Source organism: Paracoccus sp. SCN 68-21, assembly GCF_001724535.1.
Lineage (GTDB): Bacteria > Pseudomonadota > Alphaproteobacteria > Rhodobacterales > Rhodobacteraceae > Paracoccus > Paracoccus hibiscisoli.
In genome coordinates this window covers 17,428-31,144 of record NZ_MEES01000027.1, presented here as the reverse complement: position 1 = coordinate 31,144, position 13,717 = coordinate 17,428, and the positions used below count along the sequence as shown (strand labels likewise).

The window sequence follows — 13,717 nt, the reverse complement described above, 5'->3', positions numbered from 1 at the left end:
TCGGTCAGGGCACGTCGGGTCAAGGTTGCTCTCCACTCTTTGCAACCTTGAATCAGAACTCAGCCGAAGTGTGAATCCTGAACGTCAACGGACCCTAGTCATGGGATCACGACCCCCATTTTCTCAAGCTCTTCGATCCGCTTCTTGAGGGCGTAGTTCTTCTTCTTCTCGGCCATGAAATTCTCATTGGCGCGGAACACTTCGCTGCCCTTGTGGTCGATGACCTTCTGCATGCGCCGGATCGCGTCATCCTTGTCGCCACTATGGTTCGCCAAGGCGTCTTTAAGCCGCTGGATTTCCGTCGCGGCCTTTGCCAGATCAGCCTTGGCCTTAACCGCGAATTCGGCGTAGTCGCGCAGAAGGGCTTCGCGGGTCAGCCCGTTGTGCTTGCGCATGAAGGCGGCGACATCGGCAGGTATTTCGTCGTCGGGTTCGTCGGGCAGATCGGCGGGGGCGGCTTCTTGATCGGCTCTTGACCCGGCACCCTGATCCGGCTCTTGTTCGGGCAGATTGTCCTGAATTTGCTGGACGCTCAGTTCTTGATCGGGTTTTGACGCCGCCCCAATATTGGCGGTGTTCTGCTGATAGACGGTGCCCTTGCGCTCAACGGTTCGGGTTGGGCTATCTGCGTTTTGTGCGCAGATAGGGTCACGCAATGACCGGACCAGCCCTTCGGAAACGGCGCAGCGGCGGGCGATTTCGCGGTTCGACCATTGCCCCCATTCATCATCTTCCAGCAACGTCAGCACGGCGCGGCGCTTGTCGTCGTTCGTGCGGCGCAAGCCGTGGGCACTGTTCGCGGCAACGGAATGCAGGATCGCGCGGCGACGATCACCCTGCCGAATGTCGGTCGGAATTTCCGTGCGCCCGATCCGCGCCCATGCTGCCACCCGGTGAAAGCCGTCTGCCAGCCAGTAATCCTTGCCATCAAAGTAGACGATGACCGGCGGAAATACCGTGTTGGGGTCTGCCATAGCATCGGCATACTCGGCCACAGTGGCTTCACTGAGCGCGGCGCGCGACTGAGTTCCGCCGTCAATTCGGATCTTGTCGATGCGGACACTCATGCGCGCCACCCGCCCGCAACAGGTCCGTAAAGTGTTTTGCAAGATGCCGGTTTGTTCTGGTCTTGTTTGTGATGCGTTCTGATTTTGCTGGAAAACGGTTCTCTTTTGAATTCAATCGGAAGACCTGTTTTCGTGAGAATCCTGCACCTTATCCCTTATTTGAACAGGTTCGTCGGGAATTCAGTGTCCCTTAATGTCTGTGGGATAGCCTTTGCACGTTCGCCAGTGGCACGTGAAAGGATCAAGCGGTGACCGACCCCCAGACCAACGACCCCATCCAGCTCGAGGCGAGACTGGATTTCCTGGGTCTTGACGCAGAAACACAGGCGCGACTGCGGGCACTGGCCCCTCAGGTCAATGCCAGCGTCGGCCCCGCCCTTGCACAGTTCTATACCAAGGTCTCCGCCACCCCCGTCCTGCGCCAGTATTTCCGCGACACCGCCCATACCGACAGCGCCCGCGACAGCCAAGCCCGCCACTGGTCCCGGCTCATGGCCGCGAATTATGGTGATGACTATGGCCAGGCCGTGCGCCGCATCGGCGCGGTCCATGCCCGCATCGGGCTTGAGCCGCGCTGGTATATCGGGGGGTACGGGCTGGTCCTGGACCACGTCGTGCGCGATCTGCTGCGCGACCGCCGGACGGTGACCGCCGCCAGCCGCGTCCGTCTGGCCGCCGACATCTCGGCGCTGATCCGCGCGGCGCTGCTAGATATCGACCTGTCGGTCTCGACCTATCTGGAACAGATCGACGGACGTCGCAAGGAGGTCGAGGATGCGCAGCAGCAGGCGTTCGAGGCCCTGTCCACGGCACTGGGCCGCCTGGCTGAGGGTGATCTGACGACCCGGCTGGACCCGGTCCTGTCGGCGCGCACGCGGTTCAACGACACGGTCGAGCGGCTGGCCGACATCATGGGGTCGGTCCGCCATTCGGCCGGCCAGATCGGCAACGGCACCGGAGAGATCGCGGCGGCCTCGGACGATCTGGCGCGGCGCACCGAACAGCAGGCCGCCAGCCTGGAACAGACCGCCGCCGCCCTGAACGAGATGACCGAGGCCGTCCGCGATTCCGCGACCCGCAGCCGCCAGGCCGAGGAGATGGCCGCCCGCGCCCGCCAGGTCGCAGCCCATGGCAGCCAGATCATGGACCAGACCCGCACCGCCATGGCCGACGTGTCCGCCAGCGCCGGAGAGATGGGCCAGATCATCGGCGTCATCAGCGAGATCGCCTTCCAGACCAACCTTCTGGCCCTGAACGCCGGCGTCGAGGCCGCCCGCGCCGGAGAGGCGGGCCGCGGCTTTGCCGTCGTCGCCGCCGAGGTCCGCGCCCTGGCGCAGCGTTCGGCCGAGGCCGTACGCACGATCCAGACGCTGATCGACCGCAGCGTCCAGCAGACCACCCATGGCGTGTCGCTGGTCGGGGCCACCCACCAGGCGCTGACCGACATCATCTCGGTCTTTGACGAGATCGAGGGAACGGTGACCGAGATGGCCAGCACCGCGCAACGCCAGTCCCTCAGCATCTCCGAGATCAACAGCGCGGTTCGCTATCTGGATGACGTAACCCAGCAGAACGCCGCCATGGTCGAACAGGCCAATGCGACCAGCAGTCTCCTGAACGCCGAGGTCAAGGACCTGACACGGCTGGTGGGCAGCTTCACGATGGCAGACCACCCTGCCCGCGTCAGTTCTCCGCCGCTGCGGATGGCTGTCTGACAGGACATGGCTCAACGGATGTCCCCTACAGGGCCATCCGACCGACGCCGGACACTGGCAGGACCCTGTCCGGCCAGCATGCCAAGCACCCAGATGGCAGGCCGTCACAGCCCAAGACCGGCACCTTTGCCAAGACCGCAGCCTTCGCCTGCCGCAGGGTTTGGCTTGCCCCCGGTGATTTACCGTCACCCGGCGGTGCGATGACGCGGGCGGCGTCGACTGATCTGGCGCAGGCGGCGGCCGAAACGTCTTTCCGGGGCGTGATGGCGAGGTCTGGCCTACCTGCTGATTCAGCCACCGTGGGAGGGCGCAGGATCCTGCCAGGCTTTGGGTCGACGCATCGACGCCCGTGGGACGTTGTGGCCGAGACCCCGGTGGGCGCGATCATTGGCCCCGCGTCACCATGGTTCCTGCGGATCAGGGAGATGAACATTGCCGCAGGCGGCCATTGCAGACCTGACACGATCGGCCCGAGCCACTCGGCGATCCCGGATAGGCGACTGGCAGTGCGCATAGGGACGCCAGCCCACTTGTCTGAGCAGCGCCGCGTTCATGCGCGCGGCCTCGAGCGTGCTGGCCTTCCTCCGCATCATGAAACAAGATGATCGTTCAATCATCGTGGCACGACTGCTGTCGTCCGCGCCGCAACTGCAATCGCCCCCGCTGCCCCGACACAGTGCCCCAACCAGGGGGACGCTTGCCAATCGGGACGGCGTCCTCGTTCCATCGCAGATCAGGCCCCACTTCGTTGCCTGCCCCAAGCGGCCGATTCCACAAGGGCTACGCAGGAACTGATTCAATCCCTTTCTTGGAACCCTAATCCTGACCATATAAGCCGCTGTAGCCCGTATCAGGCGACATGAACCGCACCGGGTTTGCCGGAGGGTGATTAACGTTAGTTACGCGGCCATGGTCTCAGTTTGCAAGGCCGCATAGAAGTTGGCCTCGGCTTCAGCGGGAGGGATGTTTCCGATGGGCTCGAGAAGGCGGCGGTTGTTGAACCAGTCGACCCAATCCAGCGTCGCGTATTCGACCGCTTCGATGTTGCGCCATGGTCTGCGGCGGTGGATGACCTCGGCCTTGAACAGGCCGTTGATCGTCTCCGCCAGCGCATTGTTGTAGCTGTCACCGACGCTGCCCACCGAGGGCTCGATGCCTGCCTCAGCGAGGCGGTCGGTGTATTTGATCGACAGATACTGGCTTCCGCGGCCGCTGTGGTGAACCAGCCCCATGCCCTTGACCGGGCGGCGCTCTTGAACCGCCTGTTCGAGGGCATCGAGGACGAAGCCTGCATGCGCCGAGGTGCTGACGCGCCAGCCGACGATGCGGCGAGGTCATCGATGACAAAAGCGACATAAACGAACCCCTTCCATGTGGCGACATAGGTGAAATCGTCGTCCATTGGGCTTGAACCAACTGCGCCACAATGGACGACCCCACAGCCTGTTGGGCGCGGGCACGCGGAACTGGCGGTTCACCTTGTCCAAGGGGCACGGGGCCTTCCTGTCGGGGATCGTCGTCCTGTGCGGCTTGCCGCGGATAATGCCCTGAATACCCATGCGCTTCATCAGCCGTGCCACCGTGCAACGGGCGACATCGAAACCCTCACGGCAAAGCTGCCGCCAGACGCTGCGCACGCCGTAGACCCGCCAGTTCTGCTCGAACGCCCGCCGGATCTCGGGGCGTAGCGCCTCGTCCCGCCGCTCACGGTCCGACAGCTGGGCGGGATCAGCCCGCCTGGCCAGATGAACATAGTAAGTCCACGGGGCGATCGGCAGAACGTCGCAGATCGGCCTTGTCCATCGGGCTTGGACCGATAGCGCCGCAATGGCCAAGCCCCGTGTGCATCCCGATGCGCGTCAATGAATGACACCATCACTTCGACCGGCGGTCGAGCTCCGCCATCACAAAATACGCGCGGGCCTCGCGCAGGACCTCGTTCGTCGGGAAAACAGTCCACCGGACTGTTTTCCCGACCCTCCTCACCCTGGCGCAGTTCGCGGTTCCCTCGCTCCAGCGCCTTCCTCCGCTCGGCCAGTTCGGTCGGAACGCCCGCGCGCTTGCCGCTGTCGACCTCGGCCTTCTTGACCCAGTCATTCAGGGTATGCGCCGAGCAGCCGATCTTTGCGGCGATCGACACCGTGGCCTGCCAACGCGACCCATGCTGGCCTTCGGTGTCCAGCATCAGGCGCACAGCGCGGTCGCGCACTTCGGGGGAAAACTTGTTCGTGATCTTGCTCATGATGCTTCATCCTACTCAGGAGTTGGAGCCGCCGGCAAACCCGGTGCGGTTCAACACGCGGCGCCTCGCTTCATCAGGACGATAGTGCCTTTGCTTACCGGCGGCCCGCTGAGAAACCCATCTCAAACGCAGCCAGGTGGTTCGTTGAACCCACGCATGCAGTTTCAAGATCGCAACCCCACCCACCTTCCAGTCAATGCTTGACCGCGCCGGGGCCGGACGACTTGATCGCGGGCAGGAACAGGTCAACCGGAAGCCCGCGAAGGACATTCCCCCGCCCGCAACACCAGGGCAGAATGGGATCTTTCATCCGAGGGAAGAAGGGAAACAACCAACAAAAAACCCATTTCTGACACGGAGACTGGCTGGACGTCTGCGTGGAACTGTGGGCGCTTTGAGAGTGACCTGTCGCATCGCTCTTGCTGCCGCCTGAGCAGCGATCAGCGGGCACCTCCAACTCCACCCACCGCGACTTTCAATATCCGTCTGGTTGACATCATCAGCCGCCAGCCCAAATTGATTGGATAGGCATCACCGGAGTACCGCAAATTACCGCTTTATCGGACCGCAGGGCGTGGTTTGGAACGCACCCCCCACTTTGACCAGGCAGGACGCGAACATCTGCCCTTCCGACCGGCCACCCACGACGCGCAGAGGCACGGGCTCGACGACGGGAAGGGGGCTGGCCATCTTGGGACGGGACAGTTCCGCGCGTGCCATCCGCCCGGAAATCCGGAAGCCCGAAATCTCGCGGATAAGATCCTCGGCCCTCTGCTGCAGCGATGCGGCTGCGGCGTTCGCCTGCTCGGCGACAGCGGCGTTCTGCTGGGTCACCTGGTCCAGCTGGTTCACGCCGGTATTGACTTCGGCCAGACCAACTGACTGTTCGTTTGCCGCCAAGGAAATCGCAGTGATCTGCTCGGACACCTCATGCGCCTTGGTCAGGATCTGACCCAAGCTGTCGCCGGTCCGACCGACCAGAGCCGACCCCGCCTTGACCTGCGTGGCTGATTGAGAGATCAGCGACTTGATCTCACGGGCGGAATCGGACGCACGCTGCGCAAGGCCCCTGACCTCGGATGCGACGACCGCAAAGCCGCGCCCCGCCTCTCCGGCGCGGGCGGCCTCGACCCCCGCGTTTAGCGCAAGCAGGTTGGTCTGGAAGGCGATGTCGTCGATCACCCCGATGATGCGGGTGATCTGATCCGAGGAGGCCTCGATGCCGCGCATTGCGGTGACGGCGTCGCGCACCACGGCTGCGCTGGCCTCGGCGATGTCGCGGTTCTGGCGGCTGGCCTGCTCGGCGTGGCGCGCGCGCTCGGCAGTGGAATGGACGCTGGCGTTCATCTCGTTCAGGGCGGCGGCCGATTCCTCCAAGGTCGCGGCCTGGGTTTCCGCACGGCTGGCCAGGTCCTGCGCGGCCGAGGTGATCTCGGTCGCGCCGCCCCGGACCTGATCGGCGACATCGGTGATCCGTGCCACGGTGCCCGTCAGGTTGGCCACCACGCTGTTGAACGCCTCTCTCAGCCCGTCATAGCCCGCCGGGAAGGGATCGGAGGGCGGGTTGGGGATCTGCTCGGTCAGATCGCCCTGCGCAAGACGGGTCAGCCCGGCCCCGATGTCGCGGACGACGCGGGCCTGCTGGCGCGATTCGACTTCTCTGGCAGCGGCGGCCTCGGCCTCGGTGCGGCGCGCCTCGGCTGCCAGGTGACGGGCCTCGATCGCGTTGCGCTTGAACACGGCCAAGGCCTGCGCCACCTGGGCCAGTTCGTTGGTGCCCTCGGTGCCGCTGACATCCACGTCCAGATCGCCCTGCGCCAGGCGGTTCGTCTGCGCAACGGTCTGGCGCATGCGCGTGCCCAGGTCGCGGGCCAGATAGGCCGCGATCAGCGCCCCGATCAGAATGGCCGCCGCCACGCCAGCCAGAATTGAGAGAACGGTATTGCTCATTACACCCACTTTTTGCGCATCAAGTTCTTCCAGAGTAGCCTGAGCGGAAGCCTGCATCTCGCCGACAATCTCAAGAACCTGCACGCCAGTTTCATGGACCTGCCGCTCCAGCGTACGCGCATTGATTTCAAGCCCGCGCACAGCAAGAGCATTGGACCAGAAATCCGCAACTCCCGCCTGCAGCGCCGTCACGGCCGCACGAGGCTCTGTGCTCAGCGGCTGTCGGGACAGCGCTTCGAGCGACTGAAGCGTCAATTGCAAAGGTGCTTCGGCCTCGTCAAAATCGGCTACGGTTCCATCCGCCAGAAAGCGGTCGATACGAACCCGCGACACCAAGAAATCATTCGATGCGGCAAGTGCCAAGTAGGCGGCGTCGGTATTGCCCTGCGCCTCCATCTGACGCTGTATCTGCTCCATCGTGCGACGTAGATCCACGCCCTGCTGGCGCATCTGCGTCACCCGAGAGACTAGTGCAGAAAAATCGACGGTAAGCTGCGTCATTTCCTCAATATGACGCACCTTCAGTGCCACGATCTGATCTGCCAGGCGATCGCCACGTGTCATCGCCTGCTGCCCGAGGGCAAGCACATGCTCCATGTCGGCAATAACCGCGCGGCTACCCTCGGGCGTGGGCGACTGCAGGAATTCCACGACCTTGAGTTCGGCTCGGGCGACGCCAGTCGCGATATCCGAAGCAAGAAACGCGCCGTTTTCTGCGAACTCACTTCTTTCGTCGATGTCCGACAGATGATCCAGCCGGTTCCAGGTAAAGGCGGCAAAGCCGGTCAGCATGACGAGGATCAGCGCGAACCCGGCAGTGATGCGGGTCGTGATCCGGACGTTATTCAACATCAAAGCAACTCCGAAAAGGGCCGCCGATCCAGATCGACCGGTAGGGAAAAGGGGGTCCGGGCAAGCGCCGGAGAACAGGCGGGCACGGGGCGGACCCGGCACTCAGAACAGTTCGACATCGCCACCCCGCTGCGGCATAGGCTGTTCGCGGACGGGCACCCGTGCCTCGCCCAGCAGGTGCAGCTGAACGCGCCCGATCGTGGGCCAGAACCGGATGCGTCGGGCCTGACTGCCGCAGAGATCGCTGGCGATCAGGGGAATACCCTCGTCCTGCAGAAAGCGGCGCGCCGCGTCGGCATTGCGCTGACCGATATCAGGCAGGCCCGCCATCATCCGCGCGCCGCCGAACAGTTTGGCGCGCAGATGACTGCGCACTGCGCCACGGCGCATCAGCCCGTTGACCAGGACCTCCATCGCGGCGGCCGCATAGCGGATATCGGGACCGCCCGGCCCGGCATCGGGCAGCAGAAAGTGGTTCAGCCCGCCGATCCGACGCTCGGGGTCCATGATGCAGGCCGACACGCAGGACCCAAGGACCGTCGTCAGAACGACGTCGGGGACATCGCTGATGGCGTGTTCGCCCTGGACCACATGGATGACATTGCTTCCGGGTTCACGGATCATGACAGCCTCCTCTGGCGGACGGCCTCGCGGGACAGAAGGGCCGGCCCGATCCGGGACAGCGACAGCACCTCGGCCGCGCCCCCCATTTCGATGGCCACGCGGGGCATGCCCCAGACCACCGAACTGTCGCGATCCTGCGCGATGGTATGCGCCCCCGCCCGACGCAACGCGCACATGCCTTGCGCCCCGTCGGCCCCCATGCCCGTCAGCAGGGCCGCCCGCACGTCCAGCCGGTCGGCCAGCGCCGCGCCATCCGTGAACAGCATGTCGACCGAGGGGCGATGCCCCGAGACGGGCGCCCCCGGAATCAGCCGGATCTTGGGGCCGCCGCGCAGCACGAACCCCAGATGGCGATCGGCAGCCGCAACCAGATAGACCACCCCCCGGCGGAGCGGTGCGCCGTCCTCGGCCGCCACCACGCGCGGCTTCAGCAGCTGGTCCAAGCGTCGGACCAGGCCGTCGGCAAAGCCCGGGCGAATATGCTGCACGATCAGCGTGGGCGGGCAGTCGCTGCGAAACGATCCCAGCACGGTTTCGAGCGCGGTGATCCCCCCCGTGGAGGACCCCAGCAGAACCACGCCTCCGACAGGGTCCGTCGAGGGCTGCACGGCCTCGGCCGCACGCGGCGGCGCGGACGCAGCGGGTCGCGCAGGTTGCAGGCCGCCAAACAGGCGCGACAGCATCTGCTCAGGGCTGGAATGTACCGGATAGCCCCCCGCGGGACGGCGCATCTGACCATAGATCACCACCTGGGCGTCGATCATCGTCAGGATGTCCGCCAGCGCGTCGAACTCGATCGATTCGGCGAATTCGGCCGCGACGGCGACGCGCCGTGGCAGATGCGATTCAAGCAGCACATAGGCTTCGCCGGGCGTCGCGGCGCCCAGCACGGTCACCCCGTGGTGATCTTCGCATCTGCGCAGCAGTGCGGTCAGCCGGGATATGTTCGGGTCGGCGATCAGCAGGACCGGGTTCGACACATGAGAACTCCTGGTAAGGTGGATCGCAGATTGCCGCAGAAGTATTAAATAATCGTTTCTTTCAAATGACTTGAGGTTCGGAAAATTTATCCGCCCGGCAATGTTTCCTTAAGGGTTGCCTGCTAGCCATTGGGACGCCGATGACAACAAGAGGTGGATCACATGCACGCCCTGCCCCTGCCCGAGACGTTCGACCGCAAGGCCGTCTCGGCCTTTGCCCGAACCCTTCTGGATCACCGGGGCGCAGATGCGGTCCTGGACGCGTCAGGGGTCCAGCGTATGGGCACCCTCGCGGTCGAGATGCTGATCTCGGCCCGCAAGCAGTGGCAGACGGATGGCAAGACGCTGTCGGTCCGGGATGCATCCGAGCCGTTCCTGACCGCGATCGAGGCTGTCGGCGCCTCGGTCGATCATATTCAAACCGGGGGACCCGCATGACGACCCGTATCCTGGCGGTCGATGATTCGCCCACCATCCGCGCGCTTGTGTCCAAGGCACTGCGCAATGCCGGCTTCGACGTGTTTCTGGCCGTCGACGGCGTCGACGGGGTCGGCGCGCTGAGCGAGGCCGATCCGCACCTGATCATCACCGATATCAACATGCCGCGCATGGACGGATTTGGCCTGATCGAGAATGTCCGCGCCACCGGCGCCTATGCGGATGTCCCGATCCTGGTTCTGACAACCGAGAGCGGCGCCGATCTCAAGGCCCGCGCCCGCAGTGCCGGGGCGACCGGCTGGATCGTGAAACCCTTCGAGGACGAGCGTCTGATCGCCGTCATCGACAAGGTATTGGGACGCTAAAGATGGCAGACATGGACGAATTCCGCGACATGTTCTTCGTCGAATGCGACGAGCTGCTGGAGGTTCTGGCCAATGGCCTGCGCCAAATGGAGCAGCCGGGCTTTGACAAGGAAACGGTGCACGCCGTGTTCCGCGCAGTGCATTCGGTCAAGGGCGGCGCGGCGGCCTTTGGCCTGACCACCCTGGTGACCTTTGCACATCGCTTCGAGACGGTGCTGGATCTGGTCCGCTCGGACAAGATCGAGGTCACGCCCCTGATCATGGGGCTGCTGCATCGCTGCTCGGACTGCCTGACCGATCTGGTCGGCACCGCGCGGTCGGGCCAGGACCCTGACGAGGTCAAGGTGGACGGTCTGATGGCCGAGCTGGACGGCCTGATCGATTCGGACGGCGAGGAAGACACCGCATTCGAATTCACCCCGATCACTTTGGATTTCGGCGCCCCGCTGTCCTTCGACGCGCCCCTGGGCGTGGATATGCCGACGGCCGAGCCTGCGCGCGCGGGGCTGCTGGTGCAGATGGCCCCAGGATTTCAGCTGTACCGGTCCGGCAACGACCCGATGGCCCTTCTAGCCAGTCTGCAAAAGCTTGGCGATTGCGACGTCGTGCTGAACGACGAATCGGTCGCGCCCCTGGAGGATTGGTCGCCCGAACAGCCCGGCCTGGCCTGGGAGATCGGCATGCCGGAGGGCGTCGACGAGGCCGCCATCATGAGCGTGTTCGAATTCGTCGAGGACTGCTGCATGCTGTCCATCCGCCCGGCCCCCATTCCGGAAATCATACCTGCCGAACCCGAGCACGAGCCCGAGGTCGCGGCGCAACATGACCCGGCCCCGGCCGAGGCCGTCCAGACGCCCCCGCCACCCACGACCCCGGACGAGGCCTCGACCGCACCCGCGGCAGGCCCCCGTGCCGCCGCACAGTCCGATGCCGGCCAGGCGGCCCCGACGATCCGGGTCGCGCTGGACCGGGTCGACCGCCTGATGAACATGATCGGTGAGCTGGTCATCAAGGAGGCGATGCTGTCGCAGGTCATCCAGACGGCCGGCATGCACGAGCAGCCCGACGTCATTGCGGGCCTGGACGCGATCCGCCAGCTGGCCAGCGACATCCAGGAAAGCGTGATGGCGATCCGCGCCCAGCCCCTCAAGCTGGTGTTCCAGCGCATGCACCGCATCCTGCGAGAGGCGGCGGATGCTACGGGCAAACCCGTCCGACTGATCACCATCGGCGAGCAGACCGAGGTCGACAAGACCATGATCGAACGACTGGTCGAACCGCTGACCCACATGATCCGCAACTCGGTCGATCACGGGCTGGAGGATACGGTGACCCGCCAACGCCGCGGCAAGCCGCAGGAGGGCACGATCACCCTGTCGGCCGCCCATCGGTCCGGTCGCGTCCAGATCGAGGTGTCGGATGACGGCGGCGGCATCAACCGCGCCAAGGTCCGCCAGATCGCCGAGGATCGCGGGCTGGTGGCCCCCGGCGCCAACCTGTCACCGGCCGAGATCGATCAGCTGCTGTTCCTGCCCGGCTTCTCCTCCAAGGACGAGGTGTCGGCCCTGTCGGGTCGCGGCGTCGGACTGGACGTCGTCCGCCGCGAGATCATGGGCCTGGGCGGCCGCGTGATGATCCAGTCCACCGAGGGCGAGGGCACAACGTTCTCCATCGCGCTGCCGCTGACCCTGGCGGTGGTCGAGGGGATGCTGATCCAGCTGGGCGACCAGACGATGGTGCTGCCGATCACCGCGGTGCAGGAAACCCTTCGCCCCGAAAGCTCGATGCTGCACGGTGTGGGCCACGGCTCGCAGCTGCTGTCCAACCGCGGAGAGCTAATCCCCATCATCGACCTCTGCGCCAGCTTCGGCGTCACCCAGCCCGAAGGCGGCCCCGACAGCAGCGTGCTGATCGTGGTCGAGACCGACAGCCGCAAGCGCGCCGCGTTCCGGGTGGATGCGATCTTTGACCAGCGCCAGGTGGTCATCAAGAGCCTAGAGCAGAACTATGGCCGGGTTCCGGGCGTCTCGGCCGCCACGATCCTGGGCGATGGAAAGATCGCCCTGATCATCGACCCCGAAGAAATCCTCCTCTCCATGTCCAACGACCAGGGCCGCCGCATGGCCGCCATGGCATCGAACGGGTGACGCATGCTGCAATCCATCTCGCATAACTCTGTCGGCAAAAGCGATGTCGTGGCCTTCAAGCTGGCCGACCAGGACTTTTGCATCGATATCGGTCTGGTCCGCGAAATCCGAGGCTGGACGCCCACCACCATGCTGCCCCACGCGCCCGATTACGTCAAAGGCGTGATTAACCTGCGCGGCTCCGTGGTGACGGTCGTCGACCTGTCGGCCCGCCTTGGGTTCGGGGCGGCCACGCCGTCGCATCGGCACGTCGTCATCATCGCGATGCATGCCGGGCGGATCGTGGGCCTACTGGCGGATCTGGTGTCCGACATCCTGCCCATCAACGAGGACCATATCCAGGCCGTGCCCGACATCGCGTCGAACCCGGCGCGCGAATTCATCGTCGGCATGATCACGCTGGAGGACGGTCGCATCCTGCGCAAGATCGACCTGGCGCAGCTGCTGCCCGCAGCCCATGGGGTCGAAGCGTGAGAGCAGCTGCCACAGCCTCCCCCCCCGGGCCGGTCCTGACGGATGCGCAGTTCCGCAAGATCGCCGCGATCGTCCATCAGGACAGCGGCATCATCCTGTCGGAGTCCAAGCGCAGCCTGCTGATGGCCCGACTGAACCGCCGCCTGCGGGTTCTGGCCCTGCCCGATTACGGCGCCTATTGCGACAGGCTGGACAGCGGCGACGGCCCCGAGGAGCGCCGGCACCTGCTGTCGGCCATCACCACGAATGTCACCGCCTTCTTTCGCGAGGGCCATCATTTCCAGAGCCTGGGCCAGGATGTCCTGCCGGCAATGATCACGCAGGCGCGGGCGGGCCGCCGGTTGCGCCTGTGGTCTGCGGCGTCGTCCTCGGGTGAGGAGCCCTACTCCATGGCCATGACCCTGCTGGACGCGTTTCCCGATGCGGCCAATCACGACACCCTGATCCTGGCGACCGATATCGACCCCGAGATGGTCGAACGCTCGCGCCGGGGTCATTTCTCGGCCGAGGCCGTGACCCCTGTCGGCGCGCCGCGGGTGAAACGGTATTTCCAGCCGCAGGGCGACGGTTATGACGCGAAGCCCGATCTTAAGCGCGTGATGCGCTTTGGCGAACTGAATCTGCATGACGACTGGCCCTTTTCGGGCAAGTTCGACGTGATCTTCTGCCGCAACACCGCGATCTATTTCGACAGCGCCGCCCGGCAGCGGCTCTGGTCGCGCTTCGCGGCGGCGCTCAACGAAGGGGGCGCGCTGTTTATCGGACATTCCGAACGCCTGGACGGCCCCGCTGCGGCGCTGTTCCAGGCGACGGGCACCACCCAATACCGGCGCAATGAGACGCCGGCTCCTGCCAGGACGTGA

General features: G+C 64.9%; 10 protein-coding genes, 1 pseudogene and 1 other annotated feature. Of the genes and pseudogenes, 6 read left to right on the top strand and 5 right to left on the bottom strand.

Annotated elements, in window-relative coordinates:
* Nucleotides 1-98: 98 nt before the first annotated feature.
* Entirely contained in the window at nt 99-1,067 is a 969-nt protein-coding gene (locus tag ABS73_RS10020; protein WP_277023691.1) for a ParB N-terminal domain-containing protein, read from the bottom strand.
* A gap of 248 nt (nt 1,068-1,315) precedes the next feature.
* On the opposite strand from ABS73_RS10020, the gene ABS73_RS10015 reads away from it, so the two are divergent.
* On the top strand, nt 1,316-2,782 hold the full coding sequence (locus ABS73_RS10015) for a methyl-accepting chemotaxis protein (RefSeq protein ID WP_277023693.1): 1,467 nt from the start codon (nt 1,316-1,318) through the stop codon (nt 2,780-2,782).
* A gap of 899 nt (nt 2,783-3,681) precedes the next feature.
* Here the strand turns inward: ABS73_RS10015 and ABS73_RS10010 are convergent.
* The 4 genes and pseudogenes from ABS73_RS10010 to ABS73_RS09995 form a co-directional block, all read right to left on the bottom strand.
* Nucleotides 3,682-5,024: pseudogene (locus tag ABS73_RS10010) on the bottom strand (IS3 family transposase).
* Nucleotides 4,546-4,700, bottom strand: a sequence feature (AL1L pseudoknot). It overlaps the preceding pseudogene by 155 nt.
* 549 nt (nt 5,025-5,573) lie before the next feature.
* A complete protein-coding gene (locus ABS73_RS10005; RefSeq protein WP_286693446.1) occupies nt 5,574-7,766 on the bottom strand; it encodes a methyl-accepting chemotaxis protein in 2,193 nt (730 codons plus the stop codon).
* Between the two features lie 162 nt (nt 7,767-7,928).
* Nucleotides 7,929-8,450 carry a chemotaxis protein CheD gene (locus ABS73_RS10000; protein WP_277023695.1) on the bottom strand — a complete coding sequence of 174 codons (522 nt, stop codon included), beginning with the start codon at nt 8,448-8,450 and terminating at the stop codon, nt 7,929-7,931.
* On the bottom strand, nt 8,447-9,430 hold the full coding sequence (locus ABS73_RS09995) for a CheB methylesterase domain-containing protein (RefSeq protein ID WP_277023696.1): 984 nt from the start codon (nt 9,428-9,430) through the stop codon (nt 8,447-8,449). Before ABS73_RS09995 ends, ABS73_RS10000 begins: the two co-directional genes overlap by 4 nt.
* Nucleotides 9,431-9,592: 162 nt before the next feature.
* Between ABS73_RS09995 and ABS73_RS09990 the strand changes: the two genes are divergently transcribed.
* The 5 genes from ABS73_RS09990 to ABS73_RS09970 are packed head-to-tail and all read left to right on the top strand — an operon-like array spanning nt 9,593 to nt 13,717.
* Complete coding sequence (locus ABS73_RS09990; protein WP_136857980.1) at nt 9,593-9,868, top strand: STAS domain-containing protein; 276 nt, start codon at nt 9,593-9,595, stop codon at nt 9,866-9,868.
* A complete protein-coding gene (locus ABS73_RS09985) occupies nt 9,865-10,233 on the top strand; it encodes a response regulator (protein ID WP_127898852.1) in 369 nt (122 codons plus the stop codon). Before ABS73_RS09990 ends, ABS73_RS09985 begins: the two co-directional genes overlap by 4 nt.
* Before the next feature lie 11 nt (nt 10,234-10,244).
* Nucleotides 10,245-12,380 carry a chemotaxis protein CheA gene (locus tag ABS73_RS09980; protein WP_286693445.1) on the top strand — a complete coding sequence of 712 codons (2,136 nt, stop codon included), beginning with the start codon at nt 10,245-10,247 and terminating at the stop codon, nt 12,378-12,380.
* Nucleotides 12,381-12,383: 3 nt separating this feature from the next.
* The gene (locus ABS73_RS09975; protein WP_136857978.1) at nt 12,384-12,854 is read left to right on the top strand and encodes a chemotaxis protein CheW; all 471 of its coding nucleotides are present in this window, start codon (nt 12,384-12,386) and stop codon (nt 12,852-12,854) included.
* Entirely contained in the window at nt 12,851-13,717 is an 867-nt protein-coding gene (locus ABS73_RS09970; protein WP_277023701.1) for a CheR family methyltransferase, read from the top strand. Before ABS73_RS09975 ends, ABS73_RS09970 begins: the two co-directional genes overlap by 4 nt.